Origin of the sequence: Arenibacter sp. ARW7G5Y1 (genome assembly GCF_003201775.1) — a bacterium.
GTDB lineage: Bacteria > Bacteroidota > Bacteroidia > Flavobacteriales > Flavobacteriaceae > Arenibacter.
This window is the reverse complement of the sequence record NZ_QJJZ01000012.1, coordinates 30412-52402: the sequence shown is the minus strand read 5'-3', so window position 1 is coordinate 52402 and position 21991 is coordinate 30412. Positions and strand designations below refer to the sequence as shown.

Sequence of the window (21991 nt, the reverse complement as noted above, 5' to 3'; positions counted from 1 at the left end):
TGTTTTACAAAAAAAAGGTTGGATGAAAGAAGTTTTTCAGTTTCAAAGTAGTAGGAAATACATTTCAGGTGCAAAGACGGGCAGTACCAGTATTATCCAGGTAATTGCCTTGGGTTTTTGTTTTATTTTCTTTTTCCAGTACAATGCAATGGCCCAGACATCACATTATGGAATTGCAGGTAGCTCCGAAAACCATAATAAATTATGGTATCTGGAGCCTGCTTCCGATTGGATGGAAGCACTTCCTATTGGTAATGGTAAAATTGGAGCCATGGTTTTTGGGGGCGTTGAGCAGGAAAAACTACAACTTAATGAGGAGTCGGTTTGGGCCGGTCCCCCAATACCGGAAAATAGGGTAGGGGCATATAAGAGCATAGAAAAGGCCAGGGCGTTAATTTTTCAGGGCGATTATGCAGAAGCCAATAAATTGGTACAGGACGACGTTATGGGGCCACGAATAGCCCCTAGAAGCTATCAGCCATTGGGCGATTTGCTGCTTAATTTTAAATTGCAAGGTGCTCCTTCAAATTATAGGAGGGAACTCGATATTAATGATGCCCTTGCAAAAACAAGTTTTACGGCAGAGGGTGTAAACTACAGCAGGGAATATTTTAGTAGTGCCATTGATGATGCCATAGTTGTGGTGTTGACTGCGGACAAGCGCAATTCCATCTCTCTGGAACTGGAAATGAAGCGCAAGGCAGATTTTGAAGTAGCCAATATAGGTAACAATAGATTAAAAATGTGGGGACAAGCCAGTCAGAAGGGCAAGCACTTGGGTGTGAAATATGAAACCCAAGTTATGGTTTTGCCCAAAGGGGGCGATATAAAATCCGAGAATGGTACTATTTCCATCAACAATGCCAATTCGGTCGTACTTTTTATTTCGGCAGCTACGGATTATAATGCAGGGGATCCTTTCTCACCCTTGACCCAAAATTTAAGTACAGTGTGTGCCACTAAATTGAAGAAGGCAGCAAAAAAGTCCCTCAAAAAATTGAAGGAAGATCATATTGCCGATTATCAAAATTATTTCAATAGGGTTGCCTTGGACCTCGGTGGAATTAGGGGAGGGGAAAGGCCTACCAATGAGCGATTGGAGGCGGTTGCCAATGGAGCGGATGACCCTGGTTTAATGGCCTTGTATTTTCAATACGGGCGTTATCTGTTGATTTCCTCCTCCAGGCCAGGAAGTTTGCCTGCAAATTTGCAGGGCATTTGGAACGATCATTTGGCCGCACCGTGGAATAGTGACTATCATACCAATATAAATATGCAGATGAATTATTGGCCTGCAGAGGTGGCAAATCTTTCGGAGTGTCATGAGCCATTCTTCGATTTTATAGAAAGGTTGGTGCCAGCAGGAAAGAAAACGGCCGAGGAAGTATATAACAGTGATGGCATTGTGGTACATCATACCACAGATGTATGGCATTGGACCTCGCCCATCGGAAAGGTGCAATACGGAATGTGGCCAATGGGCGGAGCCTGGTGTACACGCCACTTTATGGAACACTACAAGTTTAATGGCGACACTGAATTCCTAAAAGAGCGGGCATACCCTATTATGAGGGAATCCGCTAAATTCTTATTGGATTGGTTAACAAAAGACCCGCGTTCCGGTATGCTGGTGTCAGGTCCTTCCACCTCTCCGGAGAATAAATTCTATACCCCAAAAGATCCAGAGGTATTCGCTAATTTGGACATGGGCAATGCTATGGATCAGGAAATTATTTGGGATAATTTCACCAATGTCCTGGAAGCGGCAGAAATACTTAAAATAGAGGGTGAATTTGTGGAAAGGGTAAAAGAGGCGCTTGCACAACTTTCCCTGCCAAAGATAGGATCGGACGGTCGTTTAATGGAATGGTCGCAAGAGTTCGGGGAGGTAGACAAAGGACATCGGCATTTGAGTCATTTGTACGGACTTTATCCAGGAAATCAGTTTACGGAGAACAAGACCCCATATTATATAGATGCTATAAACAGGAGTATAGAACACCGTCTTTCCAATGGTGGCGGACATACCGGATGGAGTAGGGCCTGGATCATCAATTTTTATGCGCGATTGGGCAATTCTGAAAAGGCCTATGAAAATATTAAGGCCCTCTTGGCTAAATCTACGGCCAAGAATCTGTTCGATTACCACCCACCATTTCAAATTGATGGTAATTTTGGGGGGACGGCAGGTATAGCTGAGATGTTGATGCAGAGCCATGAAACGGATGCAAGTGGTACTACAATTATTAACCTATTGCCAGCATTGCCATCGGAATGGCCAACAGGTAGTGTTTCCGGATTAAAGGCGAGGGGAGGTTTTGAAGTGGATATAGTATGGAACAATGGCGCCTTGGAGTCCGTGTCTATCCTATCCAAAGAAGACAAAGCGTGTAAATTGCAAATAGGGGATTCTATAATGGGTGTAGAAGTGTCCGCTGGGAACAAACAAGCAATAACAGAGTTTAAATGATATATATTAAAATGAAAGGCCAAGAATTTGGAATGCTGATCGCTATATTTTTACTTTTTAATTTGGTGGGATGCAAAGTGCAGGAAAAAGAGATTCAAAACAATAAAATGGTTTTGTGGTATCAATCACCGGCCAAAAAGTGGACAGATGCTTTTCCTTTGGGCAATGGCAAGTTGGGGGCCATGTGTTTTGGTGGTACCGATGTGGAACGTTTTCAGTTGAACGAAAAAACATTGTGGGCAGGTAGCCCCAGCAATCCATATGCCCAAGATTACCACAACAAGTTGAAAAAAATCCAGAATTTAATTTTGGAAGGGAAGATTTTGGAGGCCAATAACTTTGGATTGGAAAATATGGGCGCAGCGCCTACCTCCTTTAGGTCTTATGAACCCTTGGCCGATTTATTGATATCTTTTGACAAACGGGATTCTATACAAAATTATAGGCGGGAATTGGATATGTCACAGGGAGTACACAGGGTAACCTATAGTACCTCGGGCTCCGAAATATTGAGTGAATCCTTTATTTCCGCGGTGGATAATGCTTTGTACATCCGGATAGCTTCCAAGGGCAGGGGAAAAATAAACTGTAGTATTGGATTGGAACGTGCCAAAGATGCCATCATCAAGGCGCTGCCCAACGGATTGCTACATATGGATGGTCAGATCGTGGATGTTGAAGCGCCTAAGGCAAGGGATGAAAATGCTGGAGGATCAGGAGCTGGAGGGGAACATATGCGTTTTGCAGCACGAGTGAAAGGTGAAGTCAAGGGAGGGAGCATTACAGCAGTGGAAGATAGGTTGGAAGTGAAAGATGCGGACGAGCTTATAATTAAGTTAACGGCGGCTACCGACTATAACTTGGCCAAGTTGAATTTTGACAGCACTATAGATCCAGCTGTATTGGCCAATGAAAATCTAAATAAGCTGATAGCTGCCCCATGGTTGCAATCCAGACAAAAACATGTGGAAGACCACAGGAATTTGTTTGAACGGGTGGCACTCGATTTTGGCAATTCTCCAAAAGATTCCCTTCCTACAGACCAGCGATTATTGTTGTACAAGGAAGAAGGGCAGGATCCAGGCCTAGAGGCACAATTGTTTCAGTTTGGAAGATATCTCTTATTAGGTAGTTCACGTGCAGATGCCATTCTTCCAGCAAACCTACAAGGAATATGGAGCGATAGAATGTGGGCACCCTGGGAGGCAGATTACCATTTAAACGTGAATTTGCAGATGAATTATTGGCCAGCGGATGTTACCAATATTCCGGAGACATTGGATCCCTTGGTTAATTGGTTTGCGCTGATTGCCAAAACCAGTAAGCCATTGGCAAAAGAAATGTACGGTTCCGATGGATGGTTCTCACATCATGCCTCAAATCCGTTTGGGAGGGTAACCCCTTCGGCATCTACCTTTGCATCCCAGTTTAACAATGGGGTTTTGGACGCCCTTCCCGGCGCATGGATGACCATGAATTTGTGGGATCATTATGAGTTTAGTCAGGATAAGGTCTTTCTAAAGGAAAAGCTTTATCCCTTGTTATCTGGAGCCAGTGAATTTATACTGGATGTATTGGTAGCCGACTCCCAAGGGGTACTGCATTTTATGCCATCCTCTTCCCCGGAAAATCAATATAGGGACTTGGCTACAGGCCAAATGATGCGAATTACTTCTACATCAACCTATCACTTGTCCATTATCAAAGCCGTTTTTAAAGCGACTTTGGAGGCGGGTTCAATTTTGGGGATAGGGACGGAACAAGGCGACCGTATTCTTAAAGCGGAAGCGGCCTTGCCCGCTCTACCTGTCGATCCCAATAACGGTAGGCTTATGGAATGGCGCCAGCCCTTGGAAGAAAAGGAACCTGGACACAGACATCTGTCCCATTTGTTGGGGCTGCATCCTTTTACACTGATTACAAATGAAACTCCGGAACTTTATGAAGCGGCCCGTAAGAGTTTGGAATGGCGAGAGCAGAACGGACAAGGAGGAATGGGCTGGGCCTATGCCCATGGGTTGTTGATGCATGCAAGATTGTTGGAAGGGGAAAAGGCACATAAGAGTGTGGCAACCTTACTTTCCAAGGGGAAAAAGTCCAGTTTGATGAATACCATAGGACCTTTTCAAATAGATGGTAATTTGGGAGCTACTGCAGGAATTGCCGAAATGCTGCTACAGAGCCATACGAAAGATGAAAATGGTGATTTTGTTATTCACCTACTACCAGCTATACCAGAAGATTGGTCCAATGGCAAGGTCTCTGGCTTAAAAGCTCGAGGGAATTTTGAGGTAGATATGGACTGGAGCAATGGTAAATTGATTTCTGCCTGGTTGTATTCAAGGAATGGAGGTTCCTGTAGTATAAAATCCGGAGATAAGTTGATGAAGGTAACCTTGAAAGCGGGAGAGAAAAAGGAATTGACCCTCGAAACAATAAGTAATTAGAGGGGTATGTGTTTTTAAAAGCCTAGGAAAGGGCTTTCTTATAAGGTGTTTAAACAAAAAAGGGACTGTCATTACGGACAGTCCCTTTTTTTATTTTGCTTCTTTTACCTCTAGGTTCAGGGTATTTCCTTCCTCGTCAATGGTCTCTAACGTCATCTGTGCCATTTTTCCGTTTTCAGGAGGGGATACCTTCACTACAATAAAGCCGCCTGTAGGCTCTTCCTGAATATAGGGCTGTTTTATTAGCCCTAAGGGGTCTGTTGAATTGGGGTCACCGGGTTTTCTTCCTGGTCTCGAATTCTGCCCATTTATAGAACCTGTACCAAATTCTTCAAAACCTGCTGGATGGATGGAGTGGTACTGCCAATGACGATCCCCGGTTATTATATAAAAATTCCTATCTAGATTATTTTTTTTGAGCCAATGGAAAAAGGCATCGCGTTCGTGTTGAAAACCGCCATAGCTCACGTGGTTGTCGTGTTTGGAAGCATCATCGGGCCCAACGAGGGGAGAGGCGACAATAAAGAGTTTAAAGGTGGCTTCGCTCGCCAAGAGCGACTGTTTTATCCACTCTAATTGTTCCTTGCCCCAGATAGATTTGTGGGGCCCATCGGGTTTGTCATTAGCATCTCGGTAATCCCTCCCTTCGGGCATCCAGATCTGGAGATGTTTGTTTATTTGCCTGGTACGGTAAGTAACTGGCTTTTCATCTTCAGGGACAGCAATTGGCGCTTGTTCCAAAAAGGTGGCCCTGGCAGTCTGTGGGGAAGGCTGCTTGCCATTCTCTACATTGTCGCTATCATTGTATCTGTATTCATGGTCATCCTTCATTAAATAAACGGGCACATGGCGTAAAAAACGCTCCATACGCGGCATGCCCATCTGTCGGTGCCACTTGGCCCGCAATTCTGGAACTGTTTTTGCAATTCCTTTATTTGGGTAATCGTAATAAACCGTATCACCTGTCTGCACCCAGAAAGATGGTTTTAGATTTTCCATGGCCTCCAAGGCAGGATATCCCAGTTTTCGATCTTCACCTTCAGCGGCCCTACTTTTACTACCGGCCCTAAGTATTCCTCCTCCCAAGAAAAATTTGCCCAAATTTAGACATGAGGTCACTACAAACGAAGTAGGCTTTTCCGAATCAAGGGATTGGAGGGTGCTAAATTCGCTTACTGGACCTTTCTTGGTAAGGGAGGTAGTGGGACCATAATGTACACGAACATAATAATGGGTATCGGCATTAAGCCCTTTTACCCGAAACTTGATTATAAAATCCCGATCCGAAGTGGCCTGCAACCAGGGTGATACTTCTGAATTTTTAAACTTGGGATTATCTGCTATTTCAAATTTGGCCGTTCCCTCTGCTCCCGGAATGTCGAAGGCCAAAAGCGCCTCTGGGGTATCAAATCCATTCTCGGGCATCTTGTTGGTAGCTGTTAATCTGGTCTGTAAAATGGCAGAGGTTTGGGTAACTTCCCCTACCATTTGAGGAAAACTGTACATTGAGGGATTGGCCTCCATAAATTCCCAGGAAGGCTTAAACGAAAGGGCCGTGACTCCAGCTCCTGACAATTTTATAAAATTTCGACGTTGCATATTTTTGAATTTTAGCTCTATAGGGTAGTGGCATCAGACCCGGAATTTTATTTCTTTTGTAAGTTGTATAAAAAGGACAATTGTAGACGTGAAATATTTTAAAACAGTGTCCAGGTGTTCTAATTCATATTCTCCCAGATAGGCCCTTCATCCCTAATTTCAATCCATTGTTCCAGCATTAAGGGCTTTAGTATGTCTACCATTTTCGGTTTAGAAGAAGCCAGGTCGTTTGTTTGTTCCGCATCGTTCGATAAATCGTAAAGTTCAAATTTTGCGGGTACGGAGGTTTTCATCCATTCCATTAAAGTTTCGTTTTCCGATTTTTCAGGTAACCAACCCAGCAGGGTATAATGGTTATAGCGCAAGGCCATATGGGGCATTCTAAAATAGGTGTCCTCATGGGTGGGAAATATCCATAAATAGGGTTTATTTCTTTCTGTTTTTTGACCTAAAAAGGCAGGAAATGCATTTGTGCCATCCAAATTTACACCACTGGGCACATTTACTTGAGCCAGTTCGGATATAGTGGTCAAAAAATCAGTAGCCACCACCAATTCGTTACTGGTAGTTCCTGCAGGAATTTTGCCGGGATAACGCACAATACCGGGAACCCTATGGCCCCCTTCATAAGGGTATCTCTTCATACCCCTAAAATTACCGGGCGTTCCAAAACAATAATCCCTAGTGGGCGCCTCCCATTCCCCCTTGGATTCTTCCAAGTTTACTGGATGTTCCGGACCGTTGTCACTGGTAAAAATAACCATTGTGTTATCCTTTAAGTTTTCCTGATCTACGGTTTTCATTAAATTGGCAAAGGCATTGTCCAATTGTGATATGGTACCGTAATATTCTTTTTTGTTCTGGCTAATATCGTACTCAGGTCTATCAACACCCCCGTATTTAATACTGTGCTCCAAAGAATCAACTGCCTTGTTGTTGTATGCATTGCTGTATTTTTCAGGTGGCGACAACGGAGCATGGGGCTCGTGTGTGGAAACAATAAGAAGGAAAGGTTTGTTCTTATCCCTTTTGTTGGTCAGCCAGTCTGTGGCCTCTTCCGTAAGTACATCACAATACCAACCATCAACCTCTCCTACCGCTTGGCCGTTTCGAATGAATTTGGTGAAATTTTTAGGGCCCTCATAGGCGTTATGGGTAGAGGCAAACCAATAGTCAAAACCTTGGTCGCCGGGATCGGGTTCTTTTACCTTTTCCGATCTTTCCAATCTTGATAAATGCCATTTCCCCATAAAGGCTGTTTCATAGCCCCCGGATTTTAGCATTTCGGCAATGGTGGTTTCACTATCCCTTAAATGTGCTCCCTTATAGCCTTGCAAATAATAGATTCCACTTCTGTAGGGGTGCCTACCTGTTAAAAGGCCTGCTCGTGATGGAGAACACACAGTTCCGGCAGAATGGCAATCGGTTAGTAAAACCCCTTCCGAGGCAAACTTGTCTATTGCGGGGGTGTTCGTAATGGGATTGCCATAGCAGCCCAAGTCCCCATAACCCATGTCATCGGTTAAATAAATGATGATATTGGGTTTTGAGACTTTCTTGTCGGAAGTATTGTCATTTTTAGTTTTGCAACCCATCAATGCAGTCGCACAAAGAAATATGCAGCTAATTAATCTTATTCTTTTCATCATTAATTTGAAAGGGTTCTGCATAAAGGTGATTTTGTACAAATTACTTGGATTTTCCCCAGTCCGGTCCTTCATCCCTAATGTCTTTCCATTGTTCCAACAACAAGGGTTTTAGTTGGTCAATTATTTCCGGCTGTGATTCGGCCAGATTATTTTTTTGTTCTGGATCGGTTGATAGATCGTATAGTGCAAATTTTTCGGGAACGGACGACTTCATCCATGCAATGAGGTTATTCCCGTCTCTGTTTTCAGGGAACCAACCCAACAAGGAATAGTCGTTATAGCGCATGGCCATATGCGGCATTCTAAAATAGGTGTCCTCATGGGTTGGGAAAAGAAATAGATAAGGTTTGTCCCGCTCCGTTTTTTTGCCTAGGAATGCAGGAAAGGCATCAATGGCGTCCATGGTTATATCACTGGGAGTATCTACGTTGGCAAGTTTGGTAGCGGTAGTAATAAAATCTGTTCCTACGACAAATTCATTGCTAGTGGTTCCTGCTGGTATTTTGCCTGGAAAACGTACTATTCCCGGAACCCTGTGCCCACCTTCATACGGGTATCTTTTCATACCTTTATATATGCCAGGAGTTCCAAAAGACATATCCCTTATGGGGTCTTCCCATTCTCCTTTGGACTCTTCCAGGTTTACGGGGTGTTCGGGGCCGTTATCACTTGTAAAAATGACCATGGTATTGTCGGCCAGATTTTCCTTATCAACCGTTTTCATCAAATTACCGAAAGCCTCATCCAGCTGTGTCACGGTACCATAATACTCTTTTTTATTTTGGGTAATATCATATTCAGGCCTTGCTACACCTCCGTAACGAATAGATTTCTCCAAGCTATCCACTTTGGCATTGTTGTACATCTCGCTATATTTTTCTGGAGGTGCAATGGGAGTGTGGGGTTCGTGGGTGGAAACAATAAGTAGAAAAGGTTTGGATTTGTCCCTGATATTTGTAAGCCAGTTGGTCGCTTCTTGGGTAAGTACATCGCAGTACCAACCGTCCACTTCTCCAACAGCTTCTCCATTCCTTATGAATTTATCAAAATTTTTAGGTCCCCCAAAGGCATTGTGGGTAGAGGCAAACCAATAATCAAAGCCTTGGTCACCAGGACCGGGCTCATCGTGTTTTTTACTTTTTTCCAATCTGGATAGGTGCCATTTTCCCATAAAAGCCGTTTCGTAGCCACCGGATTTTAAAAGCTCGGCAATGGTAACTTCATCTTTCTTTAAATAGGCTCCATAGGCTCCCTGAATATAATAAAACCCACTTCTATATGGATTTCTCCCTGTTAATAGACCTGCCCTTGAGGGGGAACATACGGTTCCTGCCGAATGGCAGTCCGTCAACAATACCCCTTGCGAAGCAAATTTATCTATAAAAGGTGTTTTAATAATGGGGCTTCCGTAGCAACCCAAATCCCCATACCCTAGATCGTCCGTTAGGTAAATGATGATATTGGGTTTTTTCTCTTCTTCTTGTTGAGGCGTCTTCTCTTTACAGGAAGAAAAAAGAACAAACAATGTAAATGTAAAGGTGAAAATTTGTAAAATCCGTATACTTGATTTTCTCATAATGGGGACTATTTTTGGAATATCAATTTTTTTAGAGCTATTTTTTTGGTAATTGTAAATGCTAAAAGTGATTATTGAAAAATGGTATAAAGGATGATTAGGGTTAAAAGTAATGCGCCGGCATAAAGTCGGACATCCTTAACACCTTTAAATTCCTTATCGGTAAGAAATTGCCATGGGTTGTCCCAGGTATACTGAAGCTGGTCCGCACTTGGTCTAGGTGTTAAATAGCTAATTATAAAATATACTACGGAACAAATACAGAAGAGCCACCATGCCTGCATCATAAAGGGTATTCCCCAAGTATCCGTAATTATACTTGGTTTTCCATATAGTGCCGGGATAAAATCTGCGGCAAAGGCACTAATACCAAGAATAAAACCAAAGATCAAGGTGACCAGGGAAGCTTCCTTGGTGCCCCTTTTACTGAATACTCCAAATAGAAATACAGTAGCGATTGGAGGAGCCAATGCTGCGGCTATCTTATTGATGGCCTCAAATATACTGTTAAATTTGCCGCCTTGGGTAGACCAGGCCATGGCTAAAATCATGACGACCACTGCGACATATTTTCCTATTTGCACTTGTTTTTTATCGGACAGGGATGGTTTAAGCCTTTTGGCTATGTCGATGGCCACCAAAGTGGAACAGCTATTAAGTGCAGCAGCTATAGTGCTCATGAGGGCAGAGAGCAATGCGGCCGCAAAAATTCCTTTTATCCCGATGGGCAATAGTTCGTTGATCAGTACCGGCAGGGTTTCATTACTGGTGGTAATTTTATCTTTAAATAAAACGTAACCAATAACTCCTGGCAAAACCATAATGAATACGGGAAGTATTTTTAAAAATCCTGCAAAAATAGGCCCTTTTTGGGCGTCGTCCTCGCTTTTTGCAGCCAAAACACGTTGCACAATGGTCTGGTCCGAACACCAGTACCATAGTCCCAAAATTGGATACCCCAGGAAAATGGCGTACCATGAAAGTCCGGAATTACCGGCATTCTCCCCAGATCTTAGCATACTCAATTGATCGGGCCTTATTTTATCTTTAAATTCGGCTAAGGTGTTTACGCCAATGTCCGGCAGTGCATTAATTGCAAATATGGTCAATATTACAGCACCAATAATCAATACAACCGTTTGAACGGTTTCAGTGATTACCACGGCCTTTAATCCTCCAAGTATGGTATAGGTGGCGGTTATGACCGATATTATTAAAATGGAAACAAATACATCTATTCCAAAAAACGACTTAAATACAATTGCACCTGCGTAAAGGCTCATGCCTATATGTACAAATAGCGCCCCCAATATGGCCATAAAGGCCAAAAAAGATCTTGAAGGAGAGCTATATCTTTTTTCCAAAAATTCAGGAAGCGTCGATATTTGGCTTTTAAAATAAAAAGGGGCAAAAATAAGCCCTAGAAATATTAGGACAACGGAGGCCATCCATTCAAAATTTCCCCAGACCAATCCGTCCTCAAAGCCAGAAGCCGCCAAGCCGACCAAATGTATGGTGGAGATATTACTGGCAAAAAGGGCGGCGCCAATTATAACCCAATTTAAACTGCGTCCTGCAAGGAAATAATTGTCGGACGTCATTTTTGTCTTTCCGGTGGACATTATACCAAGAACTAGGATTCCAACAAGGTATAATAAGATTATAATTAGATCAATTGTACTCATATTGGTTTAGTCGTTATATGCTCCAAAATCGAAATCTTTGTTCCTTATGGGCTCTAGATATTTTCGTATGTCTTCAATTATATCTTGTGCTACAGGTTCCTCGATCCAATCAATATTTTTGTTTAAGATACTTCTTTCCGTACAACTAAATAAGGTAGTCGGAATTTCCGGGTTACTTAAGGCGTATTGAAGGGCGAGTTTTTCAATTGGGATATTGTTTTCTAAGCAAAAATTAAGGGTTTTGTTTATTACACACAAATCTTTTTTGTCCACGGGATACCAATCAGGAGGTCCTTGGTGGGTGAGCAATCCACTGGCGAATGGGGAAGCACTTACCAGACCCATTCCCTTGGCCTTGATTTTAGGCATTAAACCTAGGAGTTCATCATTGATAAGTGTATAGTGATTGTGCACCAATACGGTATCCAGATCAACATTGGGAATAACTTTATTGAGCACATCCATAGAATAGCAGGAGATTCCAACAGCCCTAATTTTCCCCGCCTTTTTTAGATCCCTCAAGGCTGAAAGGCCTTCGTCTAAAGCCGTTTCCAAATGCCTTCCTTTGTTGTATTCTATGTCGTGTAAAAAAAGTAGGTCTATATAATCGGTCTGTAGCCTATTTAGGCTGCCCTCTACCGATTTTAATATTGCTTGGTAACTAAAATTTAACTCAGGAGGCAAAGAAGAAATTTTTCCGGCCTTGCTCGAAAGGATTATTTCCGAACGCTTTATATCTTTTAATGCTTGGCCCAATATTGTTTCCGAGGTAACTGGACCATATGTTGAGGTATTTCTGCCATATGCTGGGGAAGTGTCGAAGTAGTTTATGCCCCTGTCAAAAGCAGCGTGCACGGTTTTTATGGCTTCATTTTTTTCCACCCCATTGAACATACCGCCTATTGCTGAAGCACCAAAGCCCAATTCGCTTAATTTTATATTGGTGTCACCTAAAGTATTATACTTCATACTTTGTTAATTTTGTACTACGATTTTTATATCTTCATTGGAATCGGAAGCTTTTTTCATGGCTTCTGGTATTTCGTCAAAAGGAAATCGGTTTGTAATTATTTTTGTCAGGTCTATTTTTTGTTCTTCCAAAAGTTTCAGCGCCAAGGTATATTCTTGGTTAAAACGAAATGACGGCTGAAACGTAAGTTCGTTTTTCATGAAAGCTGAAAATGGAAATTCCGCATTGTCATGGTGCATTCCCAATTGAACTATTTTTCCGCCCTTTTTCATAAATTTTACGGTATTGGTCAAAATAGTACTGGCGCCAGAGGCTTCCAGTAAAATGTCGAATCCGTTGGGGGCCAAAGAAAATAGTTCCTCCTGAAAACCAGGTTTCAACGGATTTAAGGCTGCGGTGACCCCAATCTCGGTCGCTTTTTCCAATGCCGCTGTTCTTATGTCCGTTATAACTACAGGCTGTGAAGTATATAGGTTGGCGGCCATATGGCATAGTTGTCCTATGGTACCTGCACCAGTGACAAGTACAGATTTCCCCTTTAAGTCGCCTGCTATTGTTAAGGCATGTAGGACTACTGAGAGTGGCTCCAATAGGGCGGCCATTTCATAGCTTATAAAATCCTTTAAGGGCACACAGTTTTCGGCAGGTATCTTAATGTATTCTGAAAATCCGCCATTGAGATGGGGAAATACGCTAGCCGATCCCAAGTACTTCATGGAAGGACAAAGGTTTTGTTTTCCAGCTTTACAATGTATGCAGGTTTTGCAAGGCCTGGAGGGGTTGATACTTACCCTGGTCCCTTTTTTTAATTTGGGATATAAGGAAGATTCTTTTTCAATTTCCCCTGAAAGTTCATGTCCTAGGGCAAATGGTGCTTTAGGGATAAAATCCCCAATTTTGCCATCTTTATAATAATGGATGTCCGAACCACAAATACCGACAGACCTTACCTTTACGATAACTTCATTTTCGGCGGTATCTTCAGGGTAGGGGATGTCACTATACCGTATATCGGTTTTTCCGTACAATAAATATGATTTCATATTTCTGTGATGGTGTAAGTTTTACCCTTTACGGTGTTGAATTCAATAATTTGGTTCGGACGTTTTTTAATTCTAATCTGCTTTCCATCAAGGAATACCCTTATCTTATTATTGGTTTTTAATCTAAACTTTTCACCTGTCTTTGAAAGTACTTCGGTGGTGATAAGCTCCTTGTTTTTCCAGCTAAAGTCGAGCTCAAATCCGCCTCTGGCGCAAACTCCCTTGAATTCGCCCTCCGACCATTCAGTAGGTAATGCTGGCAATAATTCTATATATCCTTCATGGGATTGGATGAGCATTTCGGTAATACCGGCGGTAACTCCTAAGGAGCCATCGACCTGCAGGGGCTTTCCACATTTGGCAAAAAGGGAGGCGTAGCATTGCTCCTTTAAATATCCTTTAAAGATAGAGTTGGCTCTATCTCCATCGTTTAAACGGGCCCAAAGTGCCATTTTCCATCCTCTGGAGAACCCTGTGCCGCCATCACCACGTTGTTCCAGCACTTTTTTGACAGGTTCTATGAATTCGGGGGTACGGTTGGGGGAAATAACATTACCGGGATAGAGTCCGTATAAGTGTGAGAAGTGACGGTGTTTGTCTTCCATTTGTTCATAGTCTTCCGTCCACTCTTGAAGCATGCCATCCCTTCCTACCTGTGAGGGAGGAAAGCGATCTCTGTAGGCAAGAACCGCCTTGGCATATTCACGGTCTATATCCAATATTTCGGTGGCTTCTCCATAATAGGCGAATAGATCCTTTAATATTTGCATATCCATAGTGGCACCGGCTACAATGGTAGTGAAATAATACATTCCTGTTACTTCATCATAAAAGTATTCGTAACCTTTGCCCTTAGGTGGATTTTCAGGGGAATTGGAGGGATTGGTAACCAACCAATCCTTTTCTGGGTATTCAACCAGGAAGTCCATAAAAAAATCGACTGAACCTTTAATGATCGGGTATACTTCTTTCAGATATTCCTTATCCTGGGTAAACAGATAATGTTCCCATAGATGGGTGGTAAGCCATGCGCCCCCAACGGTATAAGTTCCCCAGGTTGGACCGTCCATTGGGGCTGCGACTCTCCATATATCGGTGTTCTGATGAAATACCCATCCCCCAGCACCGTAATGTTCCTTGGCAACTTCCGCTCCCTGATCGGTAAGTTCCCTTACCATGGTAATCAAAGGCTCCGACAATTCGGATAGGTTGGCCGTTTCAACGGGCCAATAATTCATTTCTGTATTTATGTTGGTTGTGTACTTTGAATCCCAGGCCGGGTTCATGTCATTGTTCCAGATTCCTTGAAGGTTGGCGGGCTGGGTTCCAGGTCTTGAGGAAGCTATTAGAAGGTATCTTCCAAAATTATAGCAAAGGGTAGCCAGTTGTGGATCTGGCTCTGTTTGAATTTTGGACATACGTTCGTCCGTTGTCAAGTACGAATTGTGGGTAGTTGGCAGTGTAAGTGTAACCCTGTCATAATACTTTTTGTGGTCCTCAACAGCACTTTGTTTTACCTCTGTAAAGGAACTTCCTTCCAAATGGGCCATCATTTCCTCTACTCGGGCATGCTCATCGCCACTAACATCCTTGTAATTGTTAAAGTTTGTGGCTGCAACAAAATAAAGGGTAACCGCATTGGCATTTTCAATCTTTAGTCTACTGCCTTTCAGTGTCATACTACCTCCTTCTGGAAGGGCTTTGATTCTTGCCTCGTATTTTAATTTACCATCAACACCCAGATAATCGGCAGATTTTCCAGTGAGTTTTAATTGGTTGCTGCCCAGACCATCCATTCGGAAATAATCTGTAGCATAGTTGGAATGGGAGTTGTTTCTAACTCCTCTTAGTTCTGCATCCAAAGAAATACTTCCCGCTTTATCGGCGGATATACGTACTGCAATCGTTTGATCAACGGCCGAAGCAATTATTTCCCGTACATAGTTTATACCGTTGGCTTTATATTTAACCGTAACGACACCTGTTTTTAGATCAAGGGACCTGCTGTAGTTGGTTACACTATCCTTTCCGAAAAAAAGATGTAGGTTGGCCATGGACTGATACTTTTGTTGCTCTACCGGGTACCCCATTAAGGCTCGGCCAAATAGCTTGTGGGCCTCTATAGGTTTACCTTCAAAAATGTATTCCTGAATTTTAGGAAGCTCTTTATAACCTCCTTTTACTACGGTTGAATAGGGGCCTCCCGTCCAATAGGTCTCTTCGTTGAACTGAATTTTTTCCTCTCCATATTTTCCATAAACCATTGCGCCCAATCGCCCATTGCCCACAGGAAGGGCCTCTTCCCATATGGATGCAGGCTCATCAAACCAAAGCGTATTTGCGGGATCAATTTTTTGGTCGCTTATTCGGGTGCTAGTAGTTGAAATCCCTGGAGATTGGCCAAAAAGCTGAACCCCCACAAAAAGGATTGAAAGGAATAGTTTGGATTTTAGTTTCATATGGCTCAAATTATATGTGGTTTTTTCTTTTTTGAAGTGTTTCTGTTCTGCATTCATACTCATAAAAAAGGAGTAGCAGCCTTTAATGTTCTGCTACTCCCTGACTAACTCAAACTAACTCAATAAACAATATATTTTATATGTTTCAATGTAAATGATCTTTTCAGGCCTTATTACAACAATCATTTTTGTAAACAACGATTTCCTAATAAAGTTTCAAGTCATCAGAACTCGAAACTCAATGTTCTGAACATTATTAATATAAGTTTAATAATGATGTAAATCTAATGATTTATAAATGATTGATTGCAATTAATATTAGCTTTAATCTATACTATTTTAACAATATCTGGAGTTTTTGCAGAAAAATATGAATGTGATAAGTTTGTAGATATTTTTTAATATGCTGTATTTTAGTTATTTAGGTAGTTATTTCTTTTTTATGTTCCGAATTGGACATTTTTTGGTGTGATCCTTATTAATATAATATAAATAAGTATTTTAAATTGAGTTTTTGGTCAATTCGTATAGCAGTTTAATTCTCTTTGTAAAGTGGTTGATCTGTTAGTTAAAATGATGGGGTTCGGTATTATTGATTCCATAGGGTACTATCAATTGAAAATTTGGCTTTAATGTATGGGTGTCTAAGGGGATTTTTTTATATAGGGTATTTTATTCAAGGTTCAGGGGAAGGGGGCAATTGCGTTATAGTGATGGGACTTTTTTTATAATTTGTGGGCTTATAGGTCATGATCGTGTGTATCCAAATTGAATATATGGGTTTTGGAAGCTTCGTTTGAACCACTGGATGGAACAAAAAAAAGGCAGCATAAATATGCTGCCCCTTGTCAAGTCATCGACTCTATCTTTATTTTATGGTTTATTAGTGAAACTCAATTTTGAGAAGTCGGTAAGACGCACTTAAAATTGAAAGTTGAACTAATCCCGCCATTTTCGGCGGGATCTAGGTTCAATACCTCGACCCTAGGGTCGATTCCTATTATTGGGTTCCGGGCCTGCCTTTGTCGGCAGACAGGCCTGTCTGCCGACAAAGGCAGGCCTGCCCTGAGGTTTGGCCTTTTATTGAACACCTGGGCGCTTGTCCCACCACAACTGGGTGCCATAGAAAATATCTTTCTCAACTATGTCGAACGGAAAATTTGTGTTCAATGATTTTTCCGAATCAGGATAGGCCAGCCTAAAGGGGTGTCTATTGTGGGAACCTGCATAGTCTTTGGAAACCTCGAGGATCAAGGGAACATCTGTTCTTCTTACTTCGGCCCATCCTTCAACACTTTGCTTAAAAAGGGAAATCCATTTTTGAAGCCTTATTTTGTAAAGGTTGGTGGTTGTTCCGCTATCCCAGGCAACTTCTGTTTCCGCCATAAAAGTAGCGATATCGGCAGGCTCAATTCCATTTTCTTCCAAAGACATTGCAACAGCTGTTTCGTAAGCTGATTGGGCCGAGCCACCTGTAATTAAGTTTCGTTCATAGGCTTCGGCAAGTATAAAGTATGCTTCTGAGGAATTCATAAAAGGGGAAAATCCAGCAGGGTTGTTGCCAAACCTGTCCCCAATATGTGAAACATTATTCCCGTTGTTCAGGGTATCATTCAATTGGTTCGGCCCAAATTCGTATCCTCTGTAATTTCCATATTTATTTTTGTCGGCATATACTGGCAATCTTGGATCATCGTTGTCGAGCAATGCGGTCACTAAGGCGTTGCTTACACGATAGCCATCTGTTTTATTGCCGTCGGCGGCTCCCATCCTTGCATACCAAGGTTCTACGTCTGGTAAAACTCCTGGCCACCATAAATAGGCATTGTCATCATTGGTTTGCATAATGGGGTAGCTGTTTGGGTTTCCAACTACGCTGGCTATTTCTAATTTTGCCGCCGCTTCATCCGCTGAAGACATTCTAATGGCAACTCTCAGTCTCAATGAATTACAGAATTTACGCCATTTTGATACATCTCCCTTGAATAGAAAATCTCCTTCGCCAAGTTCCCCTCCATTCGTGTCGAATAGGTCTGCGGCAGTTTTAAGTTCACTGAGTATCTGTTTGTAAACCTCTTCTTCGGTGTCGTATTTTGGATAAATGATTTGGTTTTCCGCCAAGGAGAAGGCCTCTGAGTATGGAATGGATCCCCATAAATCTGTGGCTTTGTGACCCATATAACTTTTGAGGGTTAGGGCGGCGGCATATAAATTGTCGTTGTTTTCTTCTTTTGCAAGCTTCATGGCTTCAACGGCATAGGTCATTGAAGAGTACATGGCATCCCATTGACTGTTGTTGATACCAACTCTATATTCGTAGTCACCCGCCCCAATTGCGGCATTGTAACCTGAAAAAGACCCTGCATAATAGACATCAAGTCTTTCTCCGAAAAGTATTTGCGAAGAGTTTAGTAATGATTTCCCCAATACATTGGACGCAGGAACCGTAGTAGCGCTGTTGGGGCTTATGTTCATGGTTTCAAAATCCTCTGTACAGGATCCTAGTAATAGCATAAATAGAAGCAGTACTAGAAATGAATTTTTTGTGTTTATTTTCATGATATTTTTTTTTGAAATTAGAAACTAGCTGTTAATTTAAATCCGTAGCTTCTTGCGGTGGGTATTTGGAAATTCTCATAACCTATACCGGCTTCTCCGCCGCCAAAACCTACTTCAGGATCAATTCCGTAATCTTTGGTGTCCTTGTCCCTGTAAAGAATGGCTAAGTTTCTTCCAACCAGGGAAAGGTTTAATTTGGAAATGGAATTGATTTTAGAAACATTGAAATTATATCCAATGGCCAGTTCCCTTAGTTTTACATAGGTAGCGTCCAAGATGGAATACTCGTGATTGTTCCATACCCAAGAACCATTGTAATAATCTTGAGCCGAGACACGGATGTTGTTGGGTGTCCCATCTTCAAATACTCCGTCAACAATTAATCCTGTTTCCCTTACGTTGTTCTTTACTGTGTTTTCGTAGGCGCCTGTAGGGTATGAATGCCATGCTGTTGTACTGAACATGTCACCTCCAATTTGTGCATCTACCAAAAAGCTTAGGCTAACCCCTTTGTAGCCAAATGTGTTGGTTATACCACCTGTCCAGTCGGGTGTTACGTTGCCTAGTTTTACGGCCGCGTTGGTAGTTGTGGGGATACCGTTGGCATTTACTACGATTTTTCCATTGTTATCCCTAACAAATGGTAGGCCCCAAAGAACACCCCATTCTTCGCCTGGAATACCTAGTGTCTTTACGCCTCCAAAACCGCTGGAAATCTGATAGGATTCCAAATTGCCGTACAGGGAATTTACTATACTCTTATTTTTGGCCCAGTTAACCACAACATCCCAATTGAAACCTTTTGGGTTTTGGAATAAATCTGCTGACAACATAAGTTCTACCCCTTTGTTCTCGATTTCACCTGCATTTAACAGCATTCCATTGTATCCTGTGGTGGTAGAAGTGGTAACGGATAGAATTTGGTTAACTGTTGTTTGTGCATAATAGGTAAAGTCTAAAGCTATACGATTTTTCCAAAAACGTATATCGGCTCCTATTTCATAGGAAGTGGTTTCTTCCGGTTTTAATCCTGCTGGTGGTAGGGTGCGTGAAGGAGTGAAAACGGATACTCCGCTAAACGTCCCTGCCGAATACGTCGTATTTAACTGATAGGGGCTGGTGTCGCCACCAACTTTGGCCCAGCCACCTCTAAGTTTGGCGTAGGATAGTATGTCCGATTTTAGGGACAAGGCTTCGGTTACGTCAAAACCAGCACTAACGGATGGGTAAAAATAGGACCAACTCTCTTGAGGAAGGGTTGAGCTCCAATCATTTCGGCCGGTAATTCCTAGGTAGAAAATCTTCTTATACGATCCATTCACTGCAAAGTAGGCACTGTTTGTTTCGTACTGACTTTCATACATTCCGGTTCCAGGTGTGCCCTTAACGTTGGAAATGGTGTACAGATCCGGTACGGTAAGGTCGGATGCACTTAGGCTAATGGAATTGTATGTATTGGTTCTTTTGTTGGCTCCGATCAATCCGTCTACGCGAAAATCGTTGAAGGTCTTGTCGAAATTTAAGGTAACATCTGTATTTGTTTCCTTTTTGTTGATGTGGGATTCACTGAATTGCCCGCCAAGTCCCAATCTTTTATTCCGGGTTGTTCCTGCCTGGGTTATACTTTTTCTTATCTCATTGTAAAAATCAATTCCCACTTGGCCATTGGCTGTAAGCCAGTCATTTATTTTGTAGGACATTGAAACGTTGCCATAAATTCTTTCCCTGTCAAAAGCATTGGTGTTTCTAAGACTGTAGAAAGGGTTGTCCGCGTTGAACATATATTCGTCATTGCCTTTTTCGTAAAATAGGTCCTTTGCGTATTGGGTGGGGAAATCCCTTTGTAACCAGGCAAATATATCAGCCCATCTATATCCATTGGCAGGAAGGTTGTCACTCTCTTTTTTTACATAGTTGAAATTCACGGAAGCCGTTAACTTATCGGAAGGGGTTAGGTTGACATTGGCAGAAAGAACGTTTTCTTTTTGCCCCGTGTTGTCTATCATACCTTGGGTGTCTACATTGGTGTACGAAATTCTCCCTGAGGATTTTTCGCCGTTAGCCGTTACGGAAACATTGTTTTGTATGGTAACACCGGTGTCGAACCATTCCTTAATGTTGTTCGGTCTGGAAATCCAAGGGCTGTTGGGGCCAGTGGACCATTGGTCCAATAATAAGCCGGCATCCAATCTTGGTCCCCAGTTTGTTGGGTACGAGTCGTTTATTCCCCCTCCATTTCCATTCACATAATTGTATGAAAATTGTTTGGCATAATCGTTATAGCTCAAATTAGTATTGTTGTTCGTATTGTATCTGTTATAGATAAATTCGCTTCCATCTCGACCCCCACCGTATTCATTTTGAAGATTTGGGAAGTAAGAGGCCTTGTCCATAACCACGGAGGAACTAAAGTTAACCCCTAGGGCTTTACCGCTTTTACCTCCTTTTTTTGTTGTAATTATGATTACCCCATTTGCAGCACGACTCCCGTATAGGGCAGACGCGTTGGCTCCTTTTAGTACTGATACGGATTCAATGTTGTTGGGGTCTATATCCGACGCGGTGTTTCCCCAGTCCACACCACCTGCTCCTGCAAGGTTGGGTGATGAGTTGTCTATTGGGGTGCCATCCACAATAAAAAGCGGCTGATTTCCTGAAAATGATGAATTTCCACGAATTACTATCCTGGAAGATGATCCAACGGTACTTCCTCCATTTGTAACCTGTATACCGGCAATTTTCCCGGAGAGGGAGTTGATCACATTGGCTTCAGGAGTTGTGGTCAGTTTATCGCCGCCCAATTCTTGTACGGCATAGCCTAGAGTTTGCTTGTCCCGGCTAATACCAAGAGCGGTCACTACCACTTCGTCCAAGGCCTGGGTGTCAGGTTCCAGACTTAAGTTTATACTTGTTTTTGTGCCTACGGGTATCTCTTGGGTGATGTACCCTAAATAGCTAAAACTTAAAACGTCGTTTGGAGATGCTTTAATGGTGTAAAGACCATCAAAATCTGTTGTGGTACCTGTGGAGGTATCCTTGATCAATACTGTTACGCCCGGTAGCGGATTACTGTTTTCGTCACTGACAGTTCCGGTAATATCCAGGTCTTGGGCATTTGCGTTGCCTGGAGTGAAAAGTACGATCCCTAGTAGCAGTAACCATGACATCGCGTTGAGTTTAAATCTGTTTTTCATAAGTTATTAAAGTTATCTTAATAATGTTATAAAATTAGTTAAATAGTTGGGGATGAAGTTGTTTGTATTTAGCAAAAGACTATACTATTTTAACTTGTGCGTTCAATCAAGATAGTACATAAATGATTAAATATGCTTATAATTTACTGAATTATAATTATATATGAAAAATCATCTTGTTTTTTTAACTTTCTGTTGATTAAATTTTGTATATACCTATGATAAGACTTTTATAATTATTAAAAATACTTATTTGTACAGTTATTGTGATATCTTATGATATTATATTTAATAAGTATTGTGCAAGCCAGTCGATGAGGCGCAAGTGATTTGGTCAAAA

At 42.1% G+C, this 21991-nt stretch carries 11 protein-coding genes; 2 read left to right on the top strand and 9 right to left on the bottom strand.

The window, feature by feature from the left end:
- The first annotated feature begins 22 nt into the window (after positions 1–22).
- Both C7972_RS16455 and C7972_RS16450 read left to right on the top strand, forming a co-directional pair.
- Entirely contained in the window at positions 23–2470 is a 2448-nt protein-coding gene (locus tag C7972_RS16455) for a glycoside hydrolase N-terminal domain-containing protein (RefSeq protein WP_110357270.1), read from the top strand.
- Complete coding sequence (locus C7972_RS16450; protein ID WP_110357269.1) at positions 2467–4917, top strand: glycoside hydrolase N-terminal domain-containing protein; 2451 nt, start codon at positions 2467–2469, stop codon at positions 4915–4917. Before C7972_RS16455 ends, C7972_RS16450 begins: the two co-directional genes overlap by 4 nt.
- Before the next feature lie 90 nt (positions 4918–5007).
- On the opposite strand, the gene C7972_RS16445 is transcribed toward C7972_RS16450, so the two are convergent.
- The 9 genes from C7972_RS16445 to C7972_RS16405 form a co-directional block, all read right to left on the bottom strand.
- Positions 5008–6516 carry an alkaline phosphatase gene (locus C7972_RS16445; protein WP_110357268.1) on the bottom strand — a complete coding sequence of 503 codons (1509 nt, stop codon included), beginning with the start codon at positions 6514–6516 and terminating at the stop codon, positions 5008–5010.
- A 119-nt stretch (positions 6517–6635) separates the two neighbouring features.
- A complete protein-coding gene (locus C7972_RS16440) occupies positions 6636–8165 on the bottom strand; it encodes a sulfatase (RefSeq protein WP_220020920.1) in 1530 nt (509 codons plus the stop codon).
- Positions 8166–8205: 40 nt separating this feature from the next.
- Entirely contained in the window at positions 8206–9741 is a 1536-nt protein-coding gene (locus tag C7972_RS16435; protein WP_110357267.1) for a sulfatase, read from the bottom strand.
- Positions 9742–9812: 71 nt separating this feature from the next.
- Positions 9813–11342, bottom strand: coding sequence for a sodium:solute symporter (locus C7972_RS16430; RefSeq protein WP_220020919.1), 1530 nt, complete (start codon positions 11340–11342; stop codon positions 9813–9815).
- Positions 11343–11432: 90 nt separating this feature from the next.
- Positions 11433–12395: an aldo/keto reductase gene (locus C7972_RS16425; RefSeq protein ID WP_110357265.1), complete on the bottom strand. Its 963-nt coding sequence runs from the start codon at positions 12393–12395 to the stop codon at positions 11433–11435.
- Between the two features lie 6 nt (positions 12396–12401).
- Positions 12402–13439 carry an L-idonate 5-dehydrogenase gene (locus tag C7972_RS16420; RefSeq protein WP_110357264.1) on the bottom strand — a complete coding sequence of 346 codons (1038 nt, stop codon included), beginning with the start codon at positions 13437–13439 and terminating at the stop codon, positions 12402–12404.
- Positions 13436–15898, bottom strand: coding sequence for a glycoside hydrolase N-terminal domain-containing protein (locus tag C7972_RS16415; RefSeq protein ID WP_110357356.1), 2463 nt, complete (start codon positions 15896–15898; stop codon positions 13436–13438). The genes C7972_RS16420 and C7972_RS16415 overlap by 4 nt, the downstream gene beginning before the upstream one ends.
- Positions 15899–16978: 1080 nt before the next feature.
- Positions 16979–18457: a SusD/RagB family nutrient-binding outer membrane lipoprotein gene (locus C7972_RS16410; RefSeq protein WP_110357263.1), complete on the bottom strand. Its 1479-nt coding sequence runs from the start codon at positions 18455–18457 to the stop codon at positions 16979–16981.
- A gap of 17 nt (positions 18458–18474) precedes the next feature.
- Positions 18475–21651 (bottom strand): SusC/RagA family TonB-linked outer membrane protein, encoded by a 3177-nt coding sequence (locus C7972_RS16405; protein ID WP_110357262.1) that lies wholly within the window; start codon positions 21649–21651, stop codon positions 18475–18477.
- Positions 21652–21991 lie beyond the last annotated feature (340 nt).